The 23984-nt window shown below is 71.5% G+C and carries 17 protein-coding genes; 15 read left to right on the top strand and 2 right to left on the bottom strand.

All coding sequences use genetic code 11. The features are described from left to right. Nucleotides 1-222 precede the first annotated feature (222 nt). The 15 genes from ACSUPV_RS06350 (at nucleotide 223) to ACSUPV_RS06280 (ending at nucleotide 20116) form a co-directional block, all read left to right on the top strand. Entirely contained in the window at nucleotides 223-1404 is a 1182-nt protein-coding gene (locus ACSUPV_RS06350) for an ROK family transcriptional regulator (RefSeq protein ID WP_037769547.1), read from the top strand. A 91-nt stretch (nucleotides 1405-1495) separates the two neighbouring features. Then, nucleotides 1496-3013 (top strand): sugar ABC transporter ATP-binding protein, encoded by a 1518-nt coding sequence (locus tag ACSUPV_RS06345; protein ID WP_436947091.1) that lies wholly within the window; start codon nucleotides 1496-1498, stop codon nucleotides 3011-3013. Further along, nucleotides 3010-4029 (top strand): ABC transporter permease, encoded by a 1020-nt coding sequence (locus ACSUPV_RS06340; RefSeq protein WP_037769542.1) that lies wholly within the window; start codon nucleotides 3010-3012, stop codon nucleotides 4027-4029. The genes ACSUPV_RS06345 and ACSUPV_RS06340 overlap by 4 nt, the downstream gene beginning before the upstream one ends. Nucleotides 4030-4046: 17 nt before the next feature. Further along, nucleotides 4047-5093, top strand: a complete 1047-nt coding sequence (locus ACSUPV_RS06335; RefSeq protein ID WP_031120161.1) for a substrate-binding domain-containing protein — start codon at nucleotides 4047-4049, stop codon at nucleotides 5091-5093. Nucleotides 5094-5148: 55 nt separating this feature from the next. Next, the gene (locus ACSUPV_RS06330) at nucleotides 5149-6360 is read left to right on the top strand and encodes a Gfo/Idh/MocA family protein (RefSeq protein ID WP_031120160.1); all 1212 of its coding nucleotides are present in this window, start codon (nucleotides 5149-5151) and stop codon (nucleotides 6358-6360) included. A gap of 14 nt (nucleotides 6361-6374) precedes the next feature. After that, nucleotides 6375-7373, top strand: a complete 999-nt coding sequence (locus tag ACSUPV_RS06325; protein ID WP_031120159.1) for a sugar phosphate isomerase/epimerase family protein — start codon at nucleotides 6375-6377, stop codon at nucleotides 7371-7373. A 261-nt stretch (nucleotides 7374-7634) separates the two neighbouring features. Next, nucleotides 7635-11357: a ThuA domain-containing protein gene (locus tag ACSUPV_RS06320; RefSeq protein ID WP_436947090.1), complete on the top strand. Its 3723-nt coding sequence runs from the start codon at nucleotides 7635-7637 to the stop codon at nucleotides 11355-11357. 82 nt (nucleotides 11358-11439) lie between these two features. Further along, a complete protein-coding gene (locus ACSUPV_RS06315) occupies nucleotides 11440-12624 on the top strand; it encodes an inositol-3-phosphate synthase (protein WP_436947089.1) in 1185 nt (394 codons plus the stop codon). After that, nucleotides 12621-13670, top strand: coding sequence for an SCO3242 family prenyltransferase (locus ACSUPV_RS06310; protein WP_051649411.1), 1050 nt, complete (start codon nucleotides 12621-12623; stop codon nucleotides 13668-13670). The genes ACSUPV_RS06315 and ACSUPV_RS06310 overlap by 4 nt, the downstream gene beginning before the upstream one ends. After that, a complete protein-coding gene (locus ACSUPV_RS06305; protein WP_051649410.1) occupies nucleotides 13667-14677 on the top strand; it encodes a sugar phosphate isomerase/epimerase family protein in 1011 nt (336 codons plus the stop codon). Before ACSUPV_RS06310 ends, ACSUPV_RS06305 begins: the two co-directional genes overlap by 4 nt. Next, nucleotides 14674-15489: an EboA domain-containing protein gene (locus ACSUPV_RS06300; RefSeq protein WP_382610393.1), complete on the top strand. Its 816-nt coding sequence runs from the start codon at nucleotides 14674-14676 to the stop codon at nucleotides 15487-15489. The genes ACSUPV_RS06305 and ACSUPV_RS06300 overlap by 4 nt, the downstream gene beginning before the upstream one ends. Further along, nucleotides 15489-16400: a TatD family hydrolase gene (locus tag ACSUPV_RS06295; protein WP_382610391.1), complete on the top strand. Its 912-nt coding sequence runs from the start codon at nucleotides 15489-15491 to the stop codon at nucleotides 16398-16400. The genes ACSUPV_RS06300 and ACSUPV_RS06295 overlap by 1 nt, the downstream gene beginning before the upstream one ends. 3 nt (nucleotides 16401-16403) lie before the next feature. Next, nucleotides 16404-17573, top strand: a complete 1170-nt coding sequence (gene eboE / locus ACSUPV_RS06290; protein ID WP_037769530.1) for a metabolite traffic protein EboE — start codon at nucleotides 16404-16406, stop codon at nucleotides 17571-17573. Further along, entirely contained in the window at nucleotides 17570-18982 is a 1413-nt protein-coding gene (locus ACSUPV_RS06285) for a nucleotide pyrophosphatase/phosphodiesterase family protein (RefSeq protein ID WP_037769527.1), read from the top strand. The genes eboE and ACSUPV_RS06285 overlap by 4 nt, the downstream gene beginning before the upstream one ends. An 81-nt stretch (nucleotides 18983-19063) precedes the next feature. Further along, complete coding sequence (locus tag ACSUPV_RS06280; protein WP_031120147.1) at nucleotides 19064-20116, top strand: sugar phosphate isomerase/epimerase family protein; 1053 nt, start codon at nucleotides 19064-19066, stop codon at nucleotides 20114-20116. 211 nt (nucleotides 20117-20327) lie between these two features. On the opposite strand, the gene ACSUPV_RS06275 is transcribed toward ACSUPV_RS06280, so the two are convergent. Both ACSUPV_RS06275 and ACSUPV_RS06270 read right to left on the bottom strand, forming a co-directional pair. Next, nucleotides 20328-21716 (bottom strand): OFA family MFS transporter, encoded by a 1389-nt coding sequence (locus ACSUPV_RS06275; protein ID WP_382610385.1) that lies wholly within the window; start codon nucleotides 21714-21716, stop codon nucleotides 20328-20330. A gap of 122 nt (nucleotides 21717-21838) precedes the next feature. Further along, on the bottom strand, nucleotides 21839-23983 hold the full coding sequence (locus ACSUPV_RS06270) for an acetate--CoA ligase family protein (RefSeq protein WP_436949876.1): 2145 nt from the start codon (nucleotides 23981-23983) through the stop codon (nucleotides 21839-21841). Between the last annotated feature and the right edge of the window lies 1 nt (nucleotide 23984).

Raw genomic sequence — 23984 nt, 5'->3', positions numbered from 1 at the left:
GGCCAGCCTGCCCCGGGCTCGCGCCCGCGGTCGATTACCTGCGAGGTAAGGGACACACCCCCCGTCTTTGTCCTGTGAGTGGAAAAAGTAGGGGGCAATTCCTGCGCGACTTCTTCCCACCCTCGGCAGCCGCTGCTACGTTCCCTCCGAAAGCAAGCCACCGATGTGGCGGAAAACCGGCGCGCACAGGCCGATCGAGGCGGGGAGGGGCTCGTGAGACGTATGACCGCACGACCCGGAAACGCCCACCAGGCCCGACTGCTGAAGCTGCTGCGCGACGGCGGCCCCAACTCCCGTGCCCAGCTGGGCGACCAGGTCGACCTCTCGCGGTCCAAGCTCGCCGTGGAGGTGGACCGGCTGCTGGAGACGGGGCTGGTCGTGGCCGACGGACTCGCCGCCTCGCGCGGCGGCCGCCGCTCCCACAACATCCGGCTCAACCCCGAACTCCGCTTCCTCGGCGTCGACATCGGCGCGACCTCGGTCGACGTCGCCGTCACCAACGCCGAGCTGGAGACCCTCGGGCACATCAACCACCCCATGGACGTGCGCGAGGGCCCGGTCGCGGTCTTCGAGCAGGTCCTGGCCATGGCCGCGAAGCTGAGGGCCTCCGGGCTCGCGGAGGGGTTCGACGGCGCCGGCATCGGCGTCCCGGGCCCGGTCCGCTTCCCCGAGGGCATCCCGGTGGCACCGCCGATCATGCCCGGCTGGGACGGCTTCCCCGTGCGGGAGGCGCTCAGCCAGGAACTCGGCTGCCCGGTCATGGTCGACAACGACGTGAACCTGATGGCGATGGGGGAGCAGCACGCGGGCGTCGCCCGCACCGTCGCCGACTTCCTCTGCGTCAAGATCGGCACGGGCATCGGCTGCGGCATCGTCGTCGGCGGTGAGGTCTACCGCGGTACGACGGGCAGCGCCGGCGACATCGGGCACATCCAGGCCGTGCCCGACGGACGTCCCTGCGCCTGCGGCAACCGGGGCTGCCTGGAGGCCCACTTCAGCGGGGCGGCCCTCGCCCGCGACGCCCTGGAGGCCGCCCAGCAGGGGCTCTCGGCCGAACTGGCGTCACGGCTGGAGACCAACGGCGACCTGACGGCCGTCGACGTCGCCGCCGCGGCCGCCGCCGGTGACGCCACCGCCCTGGAGCTGATCCGCGAGGGCGGCAACCGCACCGGCCAGGTCATCGCCGGTCTGGTCAGCTTCTTCAACCCCGGCCTGGTGGTGATCGGCGGCGGGGTGACCGGCCTCGGCCACACCCTGCTCGCCGCGATCCGCACCCAGGTCTACCGCCAGTCGCTGCCGCTCGCGACCGGCAACCTCCCCATCGTCCTGGGGGAGCTGGGACCCGCCGCCGGCGTCATCGGCGCGGCCCGGCTCATCAGCGACCACCTGTTCTCTCCCGCGTAAGCGCACCTCAGCACGTCGGCACCACGCTCTCGGTACCGAGCCCTGCCCTGCCCTGCCCTGAACCGGCCCGCACGTCCGCCAAGGGGACCTCATGGCACCAGAACCACCGCTGCTCAGCATGTCCGGCATCACCAAGTCCTTCCCCGGAGTCCGGGCCCTCGACGGCGTCGACCTCGACGTCCTGGCCGGCGAGGTGCACTGCCTGCTCGGCCAGAACGGCGCCGGCAAGTCGACCCTCATCAAGGTCCTGGCCGGCGCCCACCAGCCCGACACCGGCACCATCCGCTGGCGCGGCGAGGACGTCACCCTGCGCTCGCCGATCGCCGCCATGCGCCTCGGCATCGCCACCATCTACCAGGAACTCGACCTGGTGGAGCACCTGTCGGTCGCCGAGAACGTCCACCTCGGACACGAGCCGACCACCGCCGGCTTCGTCGTCCGCGGCAAGGCGGCGAAGGAGTCGACGGCCGCCCTGCTCAAACGACTCGGCCACGCGGAGATCGACCCCGGCCGGTTGGTCGGGGAACTCTCCGCCGCGCAGCAGCAGATCGTGTCGATGGCCCGCGCGCTCTCCCACGACGTGCGGCTCATCGTGATGGACGAGCCGTCCGCGGCCCTCGACCCGGACGAGGTCGACAACCTCTTCCGCATCGTCGGCGACCTCACCGCCGCCGGAGTCGCCGTCGTCTACATCTCCCACCGCCTGGAGGAGATCCGCCGCATCGGCGACCGGGTCACCGTCCTGAAGGACGGCCGGGCCGTGGCGAACGGGCTCCCCGCGAAGTCGACCCCGACCCGCGAGGTCGTCGCCCTGATGACCGGCCGCAACGTCGAGTACGTCTTCCCGGACCGGCCCGACTCCCCGCCGGCCGCGGAGCCCGTGCTGAAGGTCCAGGGGCTGTCCCGGCAGGGCGAGTTCGAGACGCTCGACCTCGACGTGCGGCCGGGCGAGATCGTCGGCCTCGCCGGGCTCGTCGGCTCGGGCCGCTCCGAGATCCTGGAGACCGTCTACGGCGCCCGCAAACCGACGACCGGTCAGGTGCTGGTCGACGGACGGCCATTGAAGCCGGGCAGCGTCCGGGCCGCCGTCCGGGCCGGACTCGGGCTCGCCCCCGAGGAACGCAAGGCGCAGGCCCTGCTGATGCTGGAGTCCGTCACCCGCAACGTGTCGGTCTCCTCCATGTCCCGCTTCTCGCGCGGCGGCTGGATCGACCGGGGCGCCGAACTCGGCGCCGCCCGGGCCGCCACCCGCGAGCTGTCGCTCCGGCCCGACAACCCGTCGGTGCCCGTGCGCACCCTCTCCGGAGGCAACCAGCAGAAGGCCGTCCTGGCCCGCTGGCTGCTGCGCGGCTGCAAGGTGCTGCTGCTCGACGAACCCACCCGCGGCGTCGACGTCGGCGCCCGCGCCGAGCTCTACGCCGTCATCCGCCGGCTTGCCGACGAGGGCCTCGCGGTGCTGCTGGTCTCCAGCGAGGTGCCCGAGGTGCTCGGCCTCGCCGACCGCGTCCTGGTGCTGCGCGAGGGCCGGGTCGTCCACACGGCACCCGCGCGCGAGCTCGACGAACACCGCGTACTCGACCTGGTCATGGAAGGAAGCCCGGCGTCATGACGCAGCCCGTCTCCCCGCCCCGGGACAGCAGCACCGACAAGGTGCCCCAGGCTCAGCCTCCGGCCTGGCGCGGCCTGCTGTTCCGTGCCGACGTCCGCACCCTGTCCCTGCTCGGCGTGCTCGCCGCGCTGATCCTCATCGGCGGCATCACCAAGCCCGACGAGTTCCTCGACACCCGCAACCTGCAACTCGTCCTCACCCAGGCGTCCGTCATCGGCGTCGTCACCGTCGGCATGACCTTCGTCATCGTCTCCGGCGGCATCGACCTGTCGGTCGGCGCGATCGTCGCCCTCGCCTCCGTGTGGGCCACCACCGTCGCCACCCAGGAGTACGGCTTCGCCGGGATCCTCTTCACGGCGGTCGTCGTCGGAGTCGGCTGCGGACTGGTCAACGGGGTGCTCATCGCCTACGGGGCGATGGTGCCGTTCATCGCCACCCTCGCCATGCTGGCCTCGGCCCGCGGACTCGCCCTGCAGATCACCGACGGCAAGACGCAGATCGTCACCGTGCCCTCGGTACTGGACCTGGGTGAACGCGACGCCTACGTCCTCGGCATCCCGCCGCTGGTCATGGTGTTCGCCGTCGTCACGGTCATCGGCTGGCTGGTGCTCAACCGCACCACCTTCGGCCGCCGCACGGTCGCCGTCGGCGGCAACCCGGAGGCCGCCCGGCTCGCCGGCATCGACGTCCGCCGCCAGCGGCTCTACCTCTACCTGCTGTCCGGGCTGTGCTGCGGCATCGCCGCGTTCCTGCTGATCGTCCTGTCCGGCTCCGGCCAGAACACCAACGGCAACCTCTACGAACTCGACGCCATCGCCGCCGCCATCATCGGCGGCACCCTCCTCACCGGCGGCCGCGGCACCATCACCGGCTCCGTCCTCGGCGTCCTGATCTTCACCACGATCACCAACATCTTCGCCCTGAACAACCTGCAGAGCGACGTCCAGCAGATCGCCAAGGGCGCGATCATCGTCGCCGCCGTGCTGGTCCAACGCCGTACCGCGAGCACGACCTGAGGAAAGGGTTCACCGCCATGCCAGAGATCACGAGCCGCAGAGGACTGCTCTTCGGGGCCGCCGCCGTCTCCGCCGGTGCCCTCCTCACGGGGTGCACCAGCAACGAGCCGTCCGACTCCAAGGACGAGCCGGCCGGCAACAACCAGCCGGCCGCCGACGACAAGCCCGGCAAGCAGGTCACCATCGGCTTCGCCGGACCGCAGGCCGACCACGGCTGGCTCAACGCCATCAACGACAACGCCAAGAGCCGCGCCGAGAAGTACTCCGACGTCACCCTGGAGATCACCGAGGGCTCCAACGACACCGCCCAGCAGATCGGCCAGATCGAGACCCTCATCAACAAGAAGGTCGACGTCCTGGTGGTGCTCCCCGCCGACGGCAAGGCCCTCACCCAGGTCGGACTCAAGGCGATGCGCGCCGGCATCCCGGTCGTCAACCTCGACCGGATCTTCAACACCCCGCAGGCCTACCGCTGCTGGATCGGCGGCGACAACTACGGCATGGGCCTCAACGCCGGCCACTACATCGGCGAGAAGCTCAAGGGGAAGGCGAACGCCCGCGTCATCGAACTCGCGGGCCTCGACAACCTGGAGCTCACCAAGCAGCGCACCCAGGGCTTCGACGACGCCCTGAAGAACTACCCCAACATCAGGAAGGTCGCCCGCCAGGCCGCCGAGTTCACCGTGGAGTCCGGGCAGGCCAAGATGGCCCAGCTGCTCCAGGCGCAGTCGAGGTTCGACGCGCTGTGGAACCACGACGACGACCAGGGCGTGGGCGCGCTGCGCGCCATCGAGCAGGCCGGACGTGACGACTTCCTGATGGTCGGCGGCGCGGGAGCGCTCTCCGCCTTCCAGGCCATCAAGCAGGACGACGGCGTCCTCAAGGCGACGGTGCTGTACCCGCCGACCATGGCCGCCTCCGCGATCGACCTGGCCCGCGCCCTCGGCCAGGGCAAGGGCATCGGCGGCATGGCCGAGTTCGAGATCCCCGCGTCCATCACGCTCTACTCGGCCGTCGTCGACAAGACCAACGTCGACCAGTACATGCCCACCGGCTTCAAGTGATCCCGCCCGCACCCCCCACGTGCGCCACACCGACCAGGACGAGGAGGACACCCGTATGGGACAGCCGCAAGCGCAGCCAGAAGGGACCGAGGCAGGCAAGCCACCCCTGCGCGTGGGGATGGTGGGCTACGCCTTCATGGGCGCCGCCCACTCCCAGGGCTGGCGCACCGCGGGCCGCGTCTTCGACCTGCCGCTGGACCCCGTGCAGGCCGTGATCTGCGGCCGGGACCGGTCCGCCGCGCAGGCGGCGGCCGACCGGCACGGCTGGGCGTCCGTCGAGACCGACTGGCGTGCCCTCGTCGCCCGGGACGACATCGACCTCGTCGACATCTGCACCCCCGGCGACAGCCACGCCGAGATCGCCCTGGCCGCCCTGGCCGCCGGCAAGCACGTCCTGTGCGAGAAGCCCCTCGCCAACACCGTCGAGGAGGCCACCTCGATGGCCCGGGCGGCCGAGGAGGCGTACGGGCGGGGGCAGGTGGCGATGGTCGGCTTCAACTACCGCCGGGTGCCGGCCACCGCCCAGGCCCGCCGGATGGTCGCCGAGGGCCGGCTCGGCCGGCTGCGGCACGTGCGCGTGACCTACCTCCAGGACTGGCTGGTCGACCCCGAGTTCCCGCTGACCTGGCGGCTGCGCAAGGAGCAGGCCGGCTCGGGCTCGCTCGGCGACCTGGGCGCGCACATCGTCGACCTCGCGCAGTACCTCGTGGGGGAGCCGCTGGCCGGGGTGTCCGCCCTGACGGAGACCTTCGTGCGGGAGCGGCCGCTGCCCACCGGCGCCACCAGCGGGCTGTCCTCCGTCTCGGCCGCCGGCAAGGGCGAGGTCACCGTGGACGACGCGGCCCTGTTCACGGCCCGCTTCCCCTCCGGCGCCATCGCCACCTTCGAGGCCACCCGCTACGCCACCGGCCGCAAGAACGCCCTGCGCATCGAACTCAACGGCGAGCGCGGCTCGCTCGCCTTCGACCTCGAGCGGCTCAACGAGCTGTCCTTCCACGACGGCACCGAGCCGGGCACGGAGGCGGGCTTCCGCCGCATCCTCGTCACCGAACCCGACCACCCCTACTTGGAGGCCTGGTGGCCGCCGGGCCACGGCCTCGGCTACGAGCACACCTTCGTCCACCAGGCCCGCGACCTCGTCCACGCCATCGCCGAGGGCCGCCGCCCCGAACCCTCCTTCACCGACGGGCTCCAGGTGCAGCGGGTGCTCGCCGCGGTGGAGGAGAGCGCCGAGAAGAACTCCGTCTACACTCCGATCGCGGTCTGAGGAGGCCCCTTTCCATGCCGCGCACCTTCACGCTCTTCACCGGCCAGTGGGCGGACCTGCCCCTGGAGGAGGTCTGCCGCCTGGCCCGCGACTTCGGCTACGACGGCCTCGAACTCGCCTGCTGGGGAGACCACTTCGAAGTCGACAAGGCATTGTCCGATCCGGGGTACCTCGACGGTCGCCGGGCCCTCCTCGACAAGTACGGCCTGAAGTGCTGGGCGATCTCCAACCACCTGGTCGGCCAGGCCGTCTGCGACGCCATCATCGACGAACGCCACCAGGCGATCCTGCCGGACGCGGTCTGGGGCGACGGAGACGCGGAGGGAGTCAGGCAGCGGGCCGCCGAGCGCATGAAGGACACCGCGCGGGCCGCGGCGGCCTTCGGCGTCGACACCGTCATCGGCTTCACCGGCTCCGCCATCTGGCACCTCGTCGCCATGTTCCCCCCCGCGCCCGACGCGATGATCGAACGCGGCTACCAGGACTTCGCCGACCGCTGGAACCCGATCCTCGACGTCTTCGACGCCGAGGGCGTGCGGTTCGCACACGAGGTCCACCCCAGCGAGATCGCCTACGACTACTGGACCACCCAGAAAGCCCTCGAAGCCGTCGACCGGCGCCCCGCCTTCGGCCTCAACTTCGACCCCTCGCACTTCGTGTGGCAGGACCTCGACCCGGTCGGCTTCCTGTGGGACTTCCGCGACCGCATCTACCACGTCGACTGCAAGGAGGCCCGCAAGCGCCTCGACGGACGCAACGGCCGGCTCGGCTCCCACCTGCCCTGGGGCGACCCGCGGCGCGGCTGGGACTTCGTCTCCGCCGGGCACGGCGACGTCCCCTGGGAGGACGTCTTCCGGATGCTGCGGTCCATCGACTACCAGGGCCCGATCTCCGTCGAATGGGAGGACGCCGGCATGGACCGGCTCCAGGGGGCGCCCGAGGCGCTGACCCGCCTCAAGGCCTTCGACTTCGAGCCGCCCAGCGCGTCCTTCGACGCCGCGTTCAACAGCTGAACCGCACACCCGGCCCAGGTCGGGGACCGGGACCGGCACCCCTGCCGGTCCCGACTCCGACCTGCCCGGACACCGCTTTGTCCTGTGCTGGGAGAAAGCTGAACCGATCCTGGCACAAGGGGTGTTCGCCCCGGACGGACGCGGTTACCGTCCTTGAAGTGTTCAGGACACACGCACCTCCGGGGTGACGGCGCACCCCGGCGTCCGCACCGCACGTCTTCGTACCCACCCGTACGGCCCACCCGTTCCCGGAGGGACTTCGTGCACAGAACCAGCCTCAGAAGCACCCGCACCCCCAGACGCTCCAAACTGCGCACCACCATCGCCCTGTTCACCGGTCTGCTCCTGGCCGTGGGCACCCCGGCCACCGTCGCCGGCGCCCACCCCGGTCACCCGGAGCACGACGAACCGGCGGCCGCCGAGGGGCAGTTCCAGCAGGTGCCGCTCGCCAAGGGCGAACCCGAGATGGGCGAGCCGATGTCGCTCGCCGTGCTCCCGGACCGCAGCGTCCTGCACACCTCGCGCGACGGCACGCTGCGCCGCACGGACCAGGGCGGCGTCACCAAGGTCGCCGGCAAGATCCCCGTCTACACCCACGACGAGGAAGGCCTCCAGGGCGTCGCCGTCGACCCCGACTTCAAGAACAACCGGGCGATCTACCTGTACTACGCCCCGCCGCTCGACACCCCCGCGGGCGACGCACCGGAGACCGGCACCGCCGAGGACTTCAAGAAGTTCGACGGCGTCAACCGTCTCTCCCGCTTCACGCTGAACGCCAACGGCACCCTGAACCTGGCCAGTGAGAAGAAGGTCATCGACGTCGCGGCCTCCCGCGGCACCTGCTGCCACGTCGGCGGCGACATCGACTTCGACGCCGACGGCAACCTCTACCTGTCGACCGGCGACGACACCAACCCGTTCGCCTCCGACGGCTACACCCCGATCGACGACCGGCCGAACCGCAACCCGGCCTTCGACGCCCGCCGCAGCTCCGCCAACACCAACGACCTGCGGGGCAAGATCCTGCGCATCAAGGTCGCCGAGGACGGCTCCTACACGATCCCGGAGGGCAACCTCTTCGCCCCGGGCACCGAGAAGACCCGTCCGGAGATCTACGCGATGGGCTTCCGCAACCCGTTCCGGATGAGCGTCGACGACAAGACGGGCATCGTCTACGTCGGTGACTACGGCCCCGACGCGGGCGCCGCCGACCCCAAGCGCGGCCCGGCCGGACAGGTCGAGTTCGCCAAGGTGACCAAGGCGGCCAACTTCGGCTGGCCGTTCTGCACCGGGAACAACGACGCCTACGTCGACTACGACTTCGCCACCAAGGAGTCCGGCGAGACGTTCGACTGCGCCGCCCCGAAGAACACCTCCCCGCACAACACGGGCCTGGTCGACCTGCCGCCCGCGCAGGCCGCGTGGATCCCGTACGACGGCGGCTCCGTGCCCGAGTTCGGCACCGGCTCCGAGTCCCCGATGGCCGGCCCGGTCTACCGCTACGACCCCGAGCTCGACTCCAGCGTGAAGTTCCCCGAGGCCTACGACGGCGACTTCTTCGCCGGTGAGTTCGGCCGCCGCTGGATCAAGCGGATCGAGCAGAACGACGACGGGTCCGTCGCGAAGATCAACGACTTCCCGTGGACCGGCACCCAGATCATGGACATGGAGTTCGGCCCCGACGGCGCCCTGTACGTCCTCGACTACGGCGTCTCCTGGTTCCAGGGCGACGAGCACTCCGCGCTGTACCGGATCGAGAACGCCGAGGACGGCTTCTCCCCGATCGCCGAGGTGAGCGCCGACAAGACGTCCGGAGCGGCCGGCCTGAAGGTCACCTTCACCGGCTCCGCCAAGGACGCCGACTCCACGAACCTCACCTACAGCTGGGACTTCGGCGACGGCACCAAGGGCGAGGGCCTCAACCCCACCCACCGGTACAAGAAGGTCGGCACCTACAGCGCCACCTTCACCGCCAAGGACCCCGAGGGCAACACCGGCAACGCCAGCGTCCGGATCGTGGTCGGCAACACCGAGCCCAAGGTGCGGATCGACATCCCGGGCAACGGCAGCCTGGCCGAGTTCGGCGAGCCCGTGCCGTTCAAGGTGACCGTCACCGACCCCGAGGAGACCGTCGACTGCTCCAAGGTCAAGGTCGTCTACAGCCTCGGCCACGACTCCCACGCCCACGAGCTGACCAGCGAGATGGGCTGCGAGGGCACCCTGAAGCCGCCCCCCGGTGACGGCGGCCACGACCCCAACGCCAACATCTACGGCGTCGTCGGCGCCGCCTACACCGACGGCGGCGCGAACGGCCAGGAGGAGCTGACGGGCACCGCCCGCACCGTCCTGCAGCCGCTGCACCGCCAGGGCGAGCACTTCACCACCCAGTCGGGCGTGTCCGTCATCGACAAGACCGGCGCCAACGGCGGCAAGACCGTCGGCGACATCGACGACGGCGACTGGATCTCCTTCACCCCCTACCGGTTCGACGGCCAGAAGAAGATGACCGTGCGGGCCTCCTCCGGCGGCGCGGGCGGCTTCGTCGAGCTGCGTACCGGCTCGCCCGAGGGACCGCTGCACGGCTCGGCCTACATCCCGCCGACCGGCGGCTGGGAGACGTTCCAGAACGTCGACGTGCCGCTGCGGTCCCTGCCGAAGAAGACCACCGACATCTACCTGGTCTTCAAGGGCGGCGAGGGCGCGCTGTTCGACGTGGACGACTTCGAGTTCTCCAAGGAACCGTTCAAGAACGGCAAGAAGGTCCTGGTCTTCTCCAAGACCGCCGGCTTCCGCCACGACTCCATCCCGGCCGGCATCGCCGCGCTGAAGGAACTCGGCGGCCCCGCCGGCATCACGGTCGACGCCACCGAGGAGGCCCGGCAGTTCACCACCACCAACCTCGCCAAGTACGACGCGGTGGCCTTCCTGTCCACCACCGGCGACGTGCTCAACGCCGAGCAGCAGAAGGCGTTCGAGGACTACGTGGCGGGCGGCGGTGGCTACATGGGCATCCACGCGGCGGCCGACACCGAGTACGACTGGGAGTTCTACGGCGGCCTCGTCGGCGCCTACTTCCACTCGCACCCGGCCATCCAGAAGGCCACCGTCCGCGTCGAGGACCACGACCACCCGTCGACCGCGCACCTGGACGACGCCTGGGAGCGCACCGACGAGTGGTACAACTACCGCACCAACCCGCGCGAGCAGGCCAAGGTCCTCGCCACCCTGGACGAGACCACCTACCAGGGCGGCACCATGAAGGGCGACCACCCGATCGCCTGGTGCCAGAGCTACGGCGGCGGCCGCTCCTTCTACACCGGTGGCGGTCACACCAAGGAGTCCTACGCCGAGGAAGCCTTCCGCGCCCACCTGCTCGGCGGCCTGCAGTACGCCACCGGCCAGGTGAAGGCGGACTGCAAGCCGAGCAAGGACTACCGGAAGATCTTCAACGGCCAGACCCTGGACGGCTGGAAGCAGGCCGGCCCCGGCACGTTCGTCGTCAAGGACGGCGTGATGGAGACCGAGGGCGGCATGGGCCTGCTCTGGTACCAGGCCAAGGAGCTGAAGTCGTACTCACTCAAGCTCGACTGGAAGATGCGGGGCGACGACAACTCCGGGATCTTCGTGGGCTTCCCGGCCTCCGACGACCCCTGGTCCGCGGTGAACAAGGGCTACGAGATCCAGATCGACGCCACGGACGCGCCCGACCGCACCACGGGCTCCGTCTACTCCTTCAAGTCGGCCAACATCAAGGCGCGTGACCAGGTTCTGCGGCCGCCCGGCCAGTGGAACTCCTACGAGATCAAGGTCCAGGGCGAACGCCTCCAGGTGTTCCTCAACGGAGTCAAGATCAATGACTTCACCAACAAGGACCCGCAGCGGAGCCTGACCGACGGCTACATCGGCCTGCAGAACCACGGCGCCGACGACCAGGTCTCCTTCCGCAACATCCAGCTCAAGGAACTGCCCGTCCAGGGCCAGTGAACGGCGGCGGGCGGGGGACGCCGGACCCCCGCCCGCCGTCTCCCCCCTCCCCCCGGGTTCGCGCACGACCAGGAGGCTGCCCATGTCCGCGTTCCTCTCCCGACCCCGTGTGGGTGTGTGGCTGATCGGAGCCCGAGGCTCCGTCGCCACCACCGTCGTCACGGGGTGCGCCGCCGTCACCGCGGGGCTGCACCCGCCCACCGGCATGGTGACCGAGACCCCCGCCTTCACCGGCAGCGGCCTTCCCGCCCTGTCCGACCTCGTCTTCGGCGGCCACGACACCCTCGACTGCCCCCTGCCCAAACGCGCCGAGACCCTGACCGCCGGCGGCGTCCTGCCCCCCGGCGTCGCGACCGCCGTCGCCGCGGAACTCGCCGCCGCCGACCGGGAGATCCGGCCCGGCGGCCCCACACCCGGGGACACCCGCACCGAGGCCGACCTGATCACGGCCTTCGCCCACGACATCCGCGACTTCACGCGCCGGCACGCGCTGGAGCGGACCGTGGTGGTGAACGTCGCCTCCACCGAACCCGCCTCCCAGGGCCCCGGCGCCCCGCTGCCGGCCAGCACCCTGTACGCCCTGGCGGCCCTGCGCGCGGGCTGCCCCTACGTCAACTTCACCCCCTCCGAGGGCATGCACCACCCCGTCGCCGCCCGCGAGGCCGAACACAGCGGACTGCCCCACGCCGGCCGCGACGGCAAGACCGGCCAGACCCTGCTGCGGGCCGTGTTGGGCCCCATGTTCGCCCAGCGGGCCCTGCACGTGCGGGCCTGGTCCGGCACGAACCTGCTCGGCGGCGGAGACGGCGCCGCCCTCGCCGACCCGGCCGCCGCGGCGGCGAAGAACGCCGGCAAGGAACGCGTCCTCGCCGACACCCTCGGCAGCGTCCCCGAGGGCGAGGTCCACATCGACGACGTCCCCGCCCTCGGCGACTGGAAGACCGCCTGGGACCACATCGCCTTCGACGGCTTCCTCGGCACCCGCATGATCCTCCAGACCATCTGGCAGGGCTGCGACTCGGCGCTCGCCGCGCCCCTGGTGCTCGACCTCGCCCGCCTCACCGCCCGCGCCCATGAAACGGGCCTGTCCGGCCCGCTCGGCGCTCTCGGGTTCTACTTCAAGGACCCGGTGGGGGAGGGGCCCGCGGGCTTGTCCGAGCAGTACGAGGCACTGGTCCGGTTCGGGCGCGGCCTGGGGCAGGCCGGGGGCGGGGGCGGGGGAGGGCGGCCGGGTGAGGGGTCCGACACATCGGGAGAAGCGCTGTGAGGTTGCGCGCGAACTCCTGTGGATGCGCCGGGGGCACCACGACGACCGAGGCTGCGGCTGCCGTTGAGGCTGAGGCTCGCCCCTGCGCGTGCGCCCGCCGCCGCTCGCGTCGCAGGCGCGCCTGGGCCGAACTCCTGCGCCTGCCCGCCCTGTTCAGCGTCCCCGGCGACGCCCTGGCCGGCGCGGCCGCGTCCGGGGCGCGGCCCGGCGCCCGCACCCTGCTCGCCATCGGTTCCTCCCTCTGCCTCTACGAAGCCGGCATGGCCCTCAACGACTGGGCGGACCGCGACGTCGACGCCGTCGAACGCCCACACCGCCCCCTGCCCTCCGGCCGCATCCGGCCGTCCGCCGCACTCACGGCCGCCTGTGCGCTCACCGCGGCCGGACTGGCCCTGGCCGCCCGCGCCGGACGACCGGCACTGACCGTGGCCGCGCCCCTGGCCGCGACCGTCTGGGCGTACGACCTCGGCCTGAAGCACACCCCGGCCGGACCCGTGGCCATGGGCACTGCCCGAGGCCTGGACCTCCTCCTGGGAGCCGCGGCCACCACCGGCCACACCGGCCGGGCCCTGCCCTCAGCCGCCCTCCTCGGCACCCACACCGTCGCTGTGACGACGGTCTCCCGCCATGAGGCCCGGGGCGGCTCCCCCCTGGCCCCGCTGGCGGCCCTCGCGACGACGGCCCTGCTGACCCGTCTGGTGGCGCACCGGCCCGCGGGGTCGGCGACCGGCCGCCGGCCGGCAGCCGCTCACGGGCTGATGGGCCCCGGCCCCGCCCGACATCACCCCGGGCACCCGTCCGTGGCGGCCCTGCTCACCACCGCTTGCGCGGCCGCCTACGCCGCGACCACCGCCCGCCCCTACGTCCACGCCGCCCTGAACCCGTCACCTCCTCTCACCCAACGCGCCGTCGGCGCCGGTATCCGCGCCACGATTCCCCTCCAGGCCGCCCTCACCGCGCGCGCCCGGGGCACGGCCGGCGCACTTGTCATCGCCGCCCTCGCCCCGCTCGGGGCGAAGTTCGCGAAGAAGGTGAGCGTCACATGAGCCACGAGGTACCCCAGGCGTCGGCCGACCTCCCGGCGGCCACGACACCCGCCGCATCCGACGCTCCCACCCCCCTCCGCTTCGGCTACGGCACCAACGGCCTCGCCGACCTCCGGCTCGACGACGCGCTCGCCCTCCTCGCCGACCTCGGCTACGACGGCGTCGGCCTGACCCTCGACCACATGCATCTCGACCCGCTCGCCCCCGACCTCGCCGCCCGCACCCGCCGGGTGGCCCGGCGGCTGGACGCCCTCGGCCTCGGCGTCACCGTGGAGACGGGCGCCCGCTATGTGCTCGACCCACGCCGCAAGCACGGCCCGTCCCTGCTGGACCCGGACGCCGATGACCGCGCCCGCCGTGTCGACCTCCTCGTCCGGGCCGTGCGAGTGGCCGCCGACCTCGGCGCCCACGCGGTCCACTGCTTCAGCGGCATCGTCCCCGAGGGCACCGACACGGACACCGCGTGGAAGCGCCTCGCCGAGACCCTCACCCCCGTCCTGGACGCCGCCGCCTCCGCGGACATCGCCCTGGCCATCGAACCGGAGCCGGGCCACCTCCTCGCCACCCTGGCCGACTTCCACCACCTCCGCCGCGCCCTCGGCGACCCCCGGCCCCTCGGCCTCACCCTCGACATCGGCCACTGCCAGTGCCTCGAACCTCTTTCTCCCGCCGACTGCGTACGCGACGCCGCCCCCTGGCTGCGGCACGTACAGATCGAGGACATGCGGCGCGGCGTCCACGAGCACCTCCCCTTCGGGGACGGGGAGATCGACTTCCCGCCGGTCCTGGCGGCCCTCGCCGCCACCGGCTACCAGGGCCTGACCGTCGTCGAACTGCCCCGCCACTCCCACGCCGGCCCGCACTTCGCCGCCCACTCCCTCCCGTTCCTCCGCCACGCCGAGCGGACCGCGGCCACCGCGTCGCCGCGGCCCGCTCCGGCCCTCCAGCAGGCCGCGCCACCCCACGGCGCTCCCTCCGCCACCCCTGAGGGGAGCAGCACCAGATGACCCACCCCCGCGCCACGCCGACGGCGAGAGCCGGCAGCGCCCAGGACAACCAGGGCACCGCGAACAGCCGGCAGGCCCAGGACACCCAGGGCACCGACCAAGACCGCGAGAGCCCCGCCATACAGGACGCCCGGGACACCCCCGCCGGACCATCCACCCTCACCACCGTCCCTTCGCTCGCCGACCTGCGTCACCACCTCGCCACCCATCTCGACCCCGCCGCCCACGCCTGGCTGGAGCACGCCCTCGACGAGGCCGCCGCGCACCCCGGCATCCACGGGCCCATCTCCGTGTGGGAACTGCGCCTCGCCGAGGCCGGTCGCCGCTGCGGCGCCGCGCACGCCGACGCCGCCCGCGTGCTCATCCTCCACGCGGCCCGCGCCGGCACCGACGCCCTGACCCGGGTCTACTTCCAGGGCACCGCCGACGAGCGCCGGGCCGTCCTGCACGCCCTGCCCCACCTCGTCTCCGGCCCCGGCGCACTCCCGCTCGTCGAGGACGCCCTGCGCACCAACGACACCCGTCTCCTCACGGCCGCCGTCGGCCCGTACGCCGCGCGACACCTGGACCCCCACGCATGGCGCCACGCCGTGCTGAAGTGCCTGTTCACCGGTGTCCCCGTCGACCACGTGGCGGACCTGGCCGGGCGTGCCCGCGGCGATGGCGAACTCGCCCGCATGCTGGGCGACTACGCCGCCGAACGCACCGCCGCCGGCCGCCCCGTCCCCGAGGACCTGCACCGCGTCCTGGACCTGACCGAGTCCGTGAACCCGGCACCCGGCACGGACCACCCCCACGGCAAGGAGTCCTGATGCGCATCTTCGACCCCCACATCCACATGACGTCCCGGACCACCGACGACTACGAGGCCATGTACGCCGCCGGTGTCCGCGCCGTCGTCGAGCCCTCCTTCTGGCTCGGTCAGCCGCGCACCTCGCCCGCCTCCTTCCGCGACTACTTCGATTCCCTCCTGGGCTGGGAGCCCTTCCGCGCGGCTCAGTACGGCATCGCCCACCACTGCACGATCGCTCTCAATCCCAAGGAGGCGAACGACCCGCGCTGTGTGCCCGTCCTCGACGAACTGCCCCGGTATCTCGTCAAGGACAACGTCGTCGCCGTCGGCGAGATCGGCTACGACTCCATGACACCTGCCGAGGACACCGCCCTCGCCGCGCAGCTCCAGCTGGCCGCGGACCACGGTCTGCCCGCCCTCGTGCACACCCCGCACCGCGACAAGCTCGCCGGCCTGCGCCGCACGCTCGACGTCGTCCGGGAGTCCGCCCTGCCCGTGGAACGCGTCCTGATCGACCACCTCAACGAGACCACCGTCAAGGAGGCCAGGGACAGCGGCTGCTGGCTGGGCTTCTCCGTCTATCCGGACACCAAGATGGACGAGGAGCGGATGGTCGCGATCCTGCGCGCCTACGGGCCGGAGCAGGTCCTGGTCAACTCCGCCGCCGACTGGGGGAAGAGCGACCCGCTCAAGACCCGCAAGGTCGGTGACCTGATGCTCGCCGAGGGCTTCGACGAGGACACCGTCGACCAGGTGCTGTGGCGCAACCCGGTCGCCTTCTACGGGCTCAGCGGCCGACTGAGCCTGGACGTCACCGGCACCGAGGCCACGCACGAGGGCAACTCCATCCTGCGCGGGGTTCCGAAGGACCCGCACGAGCCGGACCCCGGCCCCGAAGTGCCGGCCCGTGTCCCCGCCGCGGAGGCGTGAGCCATGCGCTTCCGCCACCCCGACGGCACCACCGTCCACCTCGCCTACTGCACCAACGTCCACCCCGCCGAAACCCTCGACGGGGTCCTCGCCCAGCTCCGCGACCACTGCGAACCCGTCCGCCGCCGCCTCGGCCGCGACCGGCTCGGCATCGGGCTGTGGCTCGCCAAGGACGCCGCCCACGCCCTCGTCACCGACCCGTCCGCGCTGCGCGGGCTGCGCACCGAGCTCGATCGGCGCGGCCTCGAGGTCGTCACCCTCAACGGGTTCCCCTATGAGGGCTTCGGCGCCGAGGAGGTCAAGTACCGCGTCTACAAGCCCGACTGGGCCGACCCGGAACGCCTCGAGCACACGACCGCCCTGGCCCGCGTCCTCGCCGGACTCCTCCCCGACGACGTCACCGAGGGCACCATCTCCACCCTGCCCCTCGCCTGGCGCACCGCCTATGACGACGAGCGCGCCCGGAGCGCCCGCACCGCACTGCGCACCCTCGCCGAACGCCTCGACGCCATCGAGGAGCTGACCGGCCGCTCCCTCCGCGTCGGCCTGGAACCGGAACCCGGCTGCGTCGTCGAGACCACCCGCGACGCCATCGCCCCGCTCACCGCGATCGGCCACGACCGCATCGGCATCTGCGTCGACACCTGCCATCTCGCCACCTCCTTCGAAGACCCGCACACCGCCCTGGACGCGCTCGCCGACGCCCGCGTCCCCGTCGTCAAATCCCAGCTCTCCGCCGCCCTGCACGCCGAACACCCCCATCTGCCGGAGGTCCGCGAGGCACTCGCCGCCTTCGCCGAACCCCGCTTCCTGCACCAGACCCGCACCTCCACCGCGGCCGGCCTGCGCGCCACCGACGACCTCGACGAGGCCCTCGCGGGCCACGCCCTGCCGGACGCCTCACCCTGGCGCGCCCACTTCCACGTCCCCCTGCACGCGGCCCCCGCCGCACCCCTCACCTCCACACTCCCGGTCCTGAAAGCCGCACTGACCCGGCTCGTCGGTGGCCCGGCCCCGCTCACCCGCCACCTGGAGGTCGAGACCTACACCTGGCAGGCGCTCCCGCCCGAGCTGCGCCCCAAGGGCCGCGCCCAGCTCGCCGAGGGCATCGCCGCCGAACTCACCCTGGCCCGCGACCTGCTGACGGACCTCGGCCTGAAGGAGTTGCCATGAGCGCCCCTGAGCACCCGGCCCCGGCCGGTGCCGACCGGCCCACCCCGCTCCTCGTCCTGGACGTCGTAGGCCTCACCCCCCGTCTCCTCGACCACATGCCTCACCTCAAGGCACTGGGCCAGTCCGGCTCCCGCGCCTCCCTGGGGACCGTCCTGCCCGCCGTCACCTGCGCCGCCCAGTCCACGTTCCTCACCGGCACCATGCCCTCGGAGCACGGCATCGTCGGCAACGGCTGGTACTTCCGCGAACTCGGCGACGTTCTCCTGTGGCGCCAGCACAACGGGCTCGTGGCCGGCGACAAGCTCTGGGACGCCGCCCGCCGCGCCCACCCCGGCTACACCGTGGCGAACATCTGCTGGTGGTACGCCATGGGCGCCGACACCGACATCACCGTCACCCCCCGTCCGATCTACTACGCCGACGGCCGCAAGGAACCCGACTGCTACACCCGGCCGGCCGCCCTGCACGACGAACTCACCGAGAAACTCGGCACCTTCCCCCTGTTCCACTTCTGGGGCCCCGGAGCGGATCTCGTCTCCAGCCGGTGGATCATCGACGCGACCCGCCACATCATCCGCACCCGGCACCCGGATCTGACGCTCTGCTACCTCCCTCACCTCGACTACGACCTGCAGCGCTTCGGTCCCGACGACCCGCGCTCCCTGAAAGCGGCCGCCGATCTCGACAGCGCGCTGGTGCCGCTCCTGGACGAGGCCCGCGCCGAGGGGCGCACGGTCGTCGCGCTGTCCGAGTACGGCATCACCCGCGTGAACCGGCCCGTCGACATCAACCGCGCCCTGCGCCGCGCCGGCCTGCTGGAGGTGCACACCCAGGACGGCATGGAGTACCTCGACCCGATGGCGTCCCGTGCCTTCGCGGTGGCCGACCACCAGATCGCCCACGTCTATGTGCGCCGCCCCGAGGACCTCGACGCCACGCGCGCCGCCCTCGACGGCCTGCCCGGCATCGAGCAACTCCTCGACGACGAGGGCAAGAAGACCCATCACCTCGACCATCCGCGCGCGGGCGAACTCGTCGCCGTGGCGGAACCCGACGCCTGGTTCACGTACTACTACTGGCTCGACGACGACCGCGCGCCCGACTTCGCGCAGCTCGTCGAGATCCACCGCAAACCCGGCTACGACCCGGTCGAACTCTTCATGGATCCCCTCGACCCCTACGTCAAGGTCAAGGCGGCCACCGCGCTGGCGCGCAAGAAACTCGGCATGCGCTACCGCATGGCGGTCGTGCCCCTGGACCCCTCGCCTATTCGCGGCAGCCACGGCCGCCTTCCACAGAGCGACGACGACGGTCCGCTCCTCATCTGCTCCACCCCCCGCGCTGTCGGCGACCGCGTCGCGGCCACCGATGTGAAGTCACTGCTGCTCCGACTCGCCGGTCTCGGCTGAGGCCGTAGCCCTCGGTCCCGACTGGTCACAAGTGAAGCACTCACCACTGACAACGCCCCGCGATCACGAGGAGTTCCCCGCATGAGCCGCTTCTCCCAGCCCGACCCCGAACTCACCCACCGCCTCAGCAGACGAGGCATGCTCGGCGTGGCCGCCGGTGCCACCGCCGCCGCCCTGCTCGGCGCGGCGGCCCCCGCCACCGCGGCGCCGGCATCCGCCACCACCGGCACCGCCGCCGGGACCAAGGGCCGCGGCCGGCCCGTCCTGCCGCCCGGCCGCCTCGGCATCCAGCTCTACAGCCTGCGCGACAAGGTCTCCACCCTCGGCTTCGGCCCCGTCTTCGCCGAACTGGAGAAGTACGGCTACGACGAGGTCGAGTTCGCCGGCTACACCCAGGGCTCGGCCGGACCCATCACGCTCGCCCAGCTCAAGCGGCTGGCCCGCAGCCACGGCCTCAACCCGATCGGCAGCCACGTCGGCTACTACTCCAGCGACCCGAACGCCTACACCTTCGCCCAGAACCTCACCAAGGTCCTCGACGACGCCCAGGCCCTGGGCCTCAAGCACATCGGCACGGCCGCCGGCCCGTTCCGCTACGGCTCGACCGTCGACGCCTGGAAGCGCGCCGCCGAGGACTTCAACACCTACGGCGCGGCCGCCAGGGCCCGGGGCATGAAGTTCTACCAGCACAACCACTCCGAGGAGTTCTCCTTCGCCACCGACAACCCCAAGGTCCGCCTCTACGACGTCCTGCTCAAGGAGACCGACCCCGACCTCGTCTACCTGGAGATGGACATCTACTGGGCGTACGTCGGCCAGTTCCGGTTCTCCAAGCGGCCCGACGGCACGCCCGCACCGTTCGAACCCCTCGACTACGTCCTCCGGCAGCCCGACCGCTACCCCCTCTTCCACGTGAAGGACGGCGAGAGCGACCCGTCGAACCCGTACGGCTACCGCATGGTCGACGTCGGCGACGGCGACATCGACTACCAGCGGTTCATCTCCGCCGTCACCCGGCTGCGCGGCCACCGCATGGCCCACCACTGGCAGGCCGAGCACGACAACCCGGCCGAGTCCTTCACCTTCGCGCGCCGCTCCAGCGCGCACCTGCACTCGCTGAGGGAGAAGTGCTGACCGTCGCAACGGCATGAGGAGGCCCCTCCCCGGCCGGAGAGGGGCCTCCTCACATGGGGCAGGGTCAGGGCACGGGCCGCGCCCGGACCGGAACGGGCCCGCCGGTCCCACCGAGGCGGTGGACGCGGCCGTGGAAGTCGGTCATGCGACGCTGGGGACGGTGTGCGGCGTCGAAGGTGCGGACGATGCCGCGTGCGGGTCTGCTGTCATGTCAGGTCGTGTCCTCGCCGAGCGGTTGCGGGTTCGGGGCGATGCGGCGGCTCTGCTTGTCGCGTCCCGGCGGGCTCAGGAACAGCGCCACACAGCCCGCGAAAAGGGAGATGGAACCGGCCAGGATGAAGGCACCGGAGTGCCCCCAGGCGCCGACGACCACGGCACCCATGCCGGCGCCGAGACCGGAGACGAGCTTGGCGCTGTAGACCATGCCGTAGTTGGACGCGTTGTTGTTCTCACCGAAGTAGTCGGCGGTGAGCGCGGCGAACATCGGGAAGATGGCACCGCCGCCGAAGCCGGAGATCGAGGAGAAGACCAGGAACAGCGGGAGGTTCTCGGCGTTCGCCGACCAGAGGATGCCGTACTGGGACAGGCCCAGGATGACGCACACCACCAGCAGGCAGCGCTTGCGGCCGTACAGGTCGGAGAGCCAGCCGATGACACCGCGGCCGGTGCCGTTGACGATCGCCTTCAGGGACATGGCCGTGGCGACGATCCCGCCCGCGAACCCGGCCTCCTCGCCGATCTCCACCTGGAAGGCGATGCCGAAGATGTTCACGCCGGACGTACAGGCCAGACAGAACCACATCAGGGCCACCCGGCCGGTCTTCCAGGCCTCCTTGGGGGAGTACTGGCGCACCGCCGGCGGGTTCATGCGCAGCGAGCGGGCCGCGCGCGGGTCGGCCGGCGGGTTGAGCGGGTCGATGTCGGCGGGCCACCAGTTCTTCGGCGGGTCCTTGAAGAAGTAGCCGGAGAACGCGACGATCCCGGCCAGGAACACACCCACCGACACCAGCACCCAGCGGAAGTTGGTGAGGTCCATGTAGCCGTTGAAGAGGAAGACGAAGGGCACCGAGCCGTAGGCGAAACCGCCGTTGACGAAGCCGGTCTTGCCGCCCTTGCGCTCCGGGTACCACTTGCCCACCATGTTGACGCAGGTCGCGTACACCATGCCCGCGCCCATGCCGCTGAACATGCTGAAGCCGATGTAGGCGAAGACGACGTGCGGTGCGAAGGCCAGCGACAGGTAGCCCAGCAGGGTGCCCGTCGCGCCGAGCATCATCGCCCAGCGGGCCGGAAGTTTTCCGCTCTCACGCAGTTTTCCCGCGGGGAAGGCCACCGCTGCCTGGAAGAAGACCCACACGGTCATCATCCAGAAGATGTGCATGCTGTTCCAGCTGTGCGCCGTGTGCAGGGTCTCCTCGGCGGACGCGAACGCGTACTCGGCGGAGGAGATGCCCATCATGCCGATCCAGGGCAGGATCACCATCCACTTGCGCTTGCGCCCCATGATGTCGATGTCGGTCTCACCGAGGCGGTAGACGCGGCCGTTCGCGTCGGTGACCTCCCGGTAGGGAACCGTGGTGGGCAGATCGGTCGTTGTCATGTCGTGTCGCACCCCTTGCGTCGAAAGATCTGGCCAGCGCCCCCTGTCCCATGCCTTTCGTGCGCGTGCGGGTCCCGGGGCCGGCCGACGCGCACCGTCGGCCGGCCCCCCGCTGCCTCACCTCATGTACCGCCCCCCAGCAGCCCCGCCTCCCGCGCCCAGCGGTACTTCGCGCCGAGCACGGCCACCGGCTTCTCCGTCGTGTACGGATACGCCACGACCCCTCGCTCGAAGAGGTACTGGCAGGCCTCCTCGACCTCCACGTCCCCGGCGAGCGACGCCACGACGGGCTTCTCGATCCCGCGCTCGCGGAACTCGGCCACCACGCGCGCGGTGAGCTCCGCGAAGACCATCGGGGGAGTGACGATCGTGTGCCAGTAACCCAGGACCAGCGCGTGGATGCGCGGGTCCTCCAGTCCCAGGCGGATCGTCGCCTCGTACGTCGACGGCGGCTCGCCCCCGGTGATGTCCACCGGGTTGCCCGCCGCCCCGAAGGGCGGGATGAACTTCCGGAACGCCTCGTCGAGGTCGGGCGGGATCTCCATCAGTGACAGGCCGTTGTCCGTCACCGCGTCGGAGAGCAGCACGCCGCTGCCGCCGGCGCCCGTGATGATTACGACGTTGTCGCCCTGGGGAGCGGGCAGTACGGGCAACGCGCGCGCGTACTCCAGCATGTCGTTCAGCCCGGGCGCCCGGATGACCCCGGCCTGCCGGAGGATGTCGTCGTACACGGCGTCGTCGCCCGCCAGGGCACCGGTGTGCGAACCGGCCGCCCGCGCGCCCGCCGCCGTTCGGCCCGCCTTCAGCACCACCACCGGCTTCTTCGGCACGGTCGCCCGTGCGGCCTCCACGAAGGCGCGCCCGTCCTTGAGGTCCTCCAGGTGCATCGCGATGCACTCGGTGTGCGGGTCCTCGCCGAACCAGGTCAGCAGGTCGTCCTCGTCGAGGTCCGACTTGTTGCCGAGCCCGACGATCGCCGACACGCCCGTCTTGGTGGTGCGCGCGAAGCCCAGGATGGCCATCCCGATGCCGCCGGACTGCGAGGTCAGCGCGACCCCGCCCTTGACGTCGTACGGCGTGCAGAACGTGGCGCACAGGTCCTGCCAGGTGGAGTAGTAGCCGTAGATGTTCGGTCCCAGCAGCCGGATGCCGTGCCGTTCGGCGATCGCCACGATCTCCGCCTGGAGTTCGTGCTCGCCGGTCTCCGCGAACCCGGAGGGGATCAGCACGGCGTTCGGGATGCCCTTGCGTCCCACCTCCTCCAAGGCCGAGGCCACGAACTTGGCGGGGATCGCGAAGACCGCCACATCCACCTCACCGGGAACGTCGGTGACACTCTTGTACGCCTTGCGGCCCAGAATGTCATCGGCCTTGGGATTCACCGGATGGATGTCGCCCGCGAAACCTCCGTCGACGAGGTTGCGCATCACGGAGTTGCCGATCTTGCCCTGTTCATTGGAGGCGCCGATGACGGCGACCGCGCGCGGCTGCATCAGCCGGCGCATCGAGGCGAGGATCTCGTCGCGGGAGTACTTCCGGCGCGGCGCGGGCTGCGACTCCGCGAGGATGACCCGGATGTCGGCCGCGACGGCCCCCTCCGCCGTCGCGATCACCGGGTTGAGGTCCACCTCGGCGATCTCCGGGAAGTCCGCGACCAGTTCCGACACGCGCCGGATCTGCTCGGCGACGGCCCACCGGTCGACGCCCGCCTGGCCGCGCACCCCGCGCAGGATCTCCGCCGACCGGATCGAGTCCAGCATCGACAGCGCCTCGTCGGCGTCGACCGGCGCGAGCCGGAAGGTGACGTCCTTGAGGACCTCGACGAGCACGCCGCCGAGCCCGAAGGCGACCACCTTCCCGAACGTCGGATCCGTGACCGCCCCGACGATGACCTCCTGCCCCTTCGGCAGCAACTCCTGCACCTGCACACCCGAGATGCGGGCGTTCGCGTCGTACGCACGCGCGTTGTCGACGATGGTGTGGAACGCGGCCCGGACGTCGGCCGCGCCCTCGACGCCGACGATCACCCCGCCCGCGTCGGTCTTGTGCAGGATGTCCGGCGAGACGATCTTCATGACGACGGGCCCGTCGAAGCGCGCGGCGAACGCCACGGCCTCGTCGACGTCGGTCGCCAGTTCCTCGCCCGGTACGGCGATCCCGTACGCGTCGGAGATCACCTTGCCCTCGGGCGCGGTCAGCGCGGTCCGGCCCTCGGCCCGCACGGATTCCAGGAGGGACCGCACCCGCAGGACCCGGTCTTCGGCCATC

This window comes from Streptomyces sp. SudanB52_2052 (assembly GCF_964272415.1).
GTDB classification, from domain to species: domain Bacteria; phylum Actinomycetota; class Actinomycetes; order Streptomycetales; family Streptomycetaceae; genus Streptomyces; species Streptomyces olindensis.
Note: the sequence above shows the minus strand (reverse complement) of the source record. Positions and strands in the feature narration are given on the sequence as shown.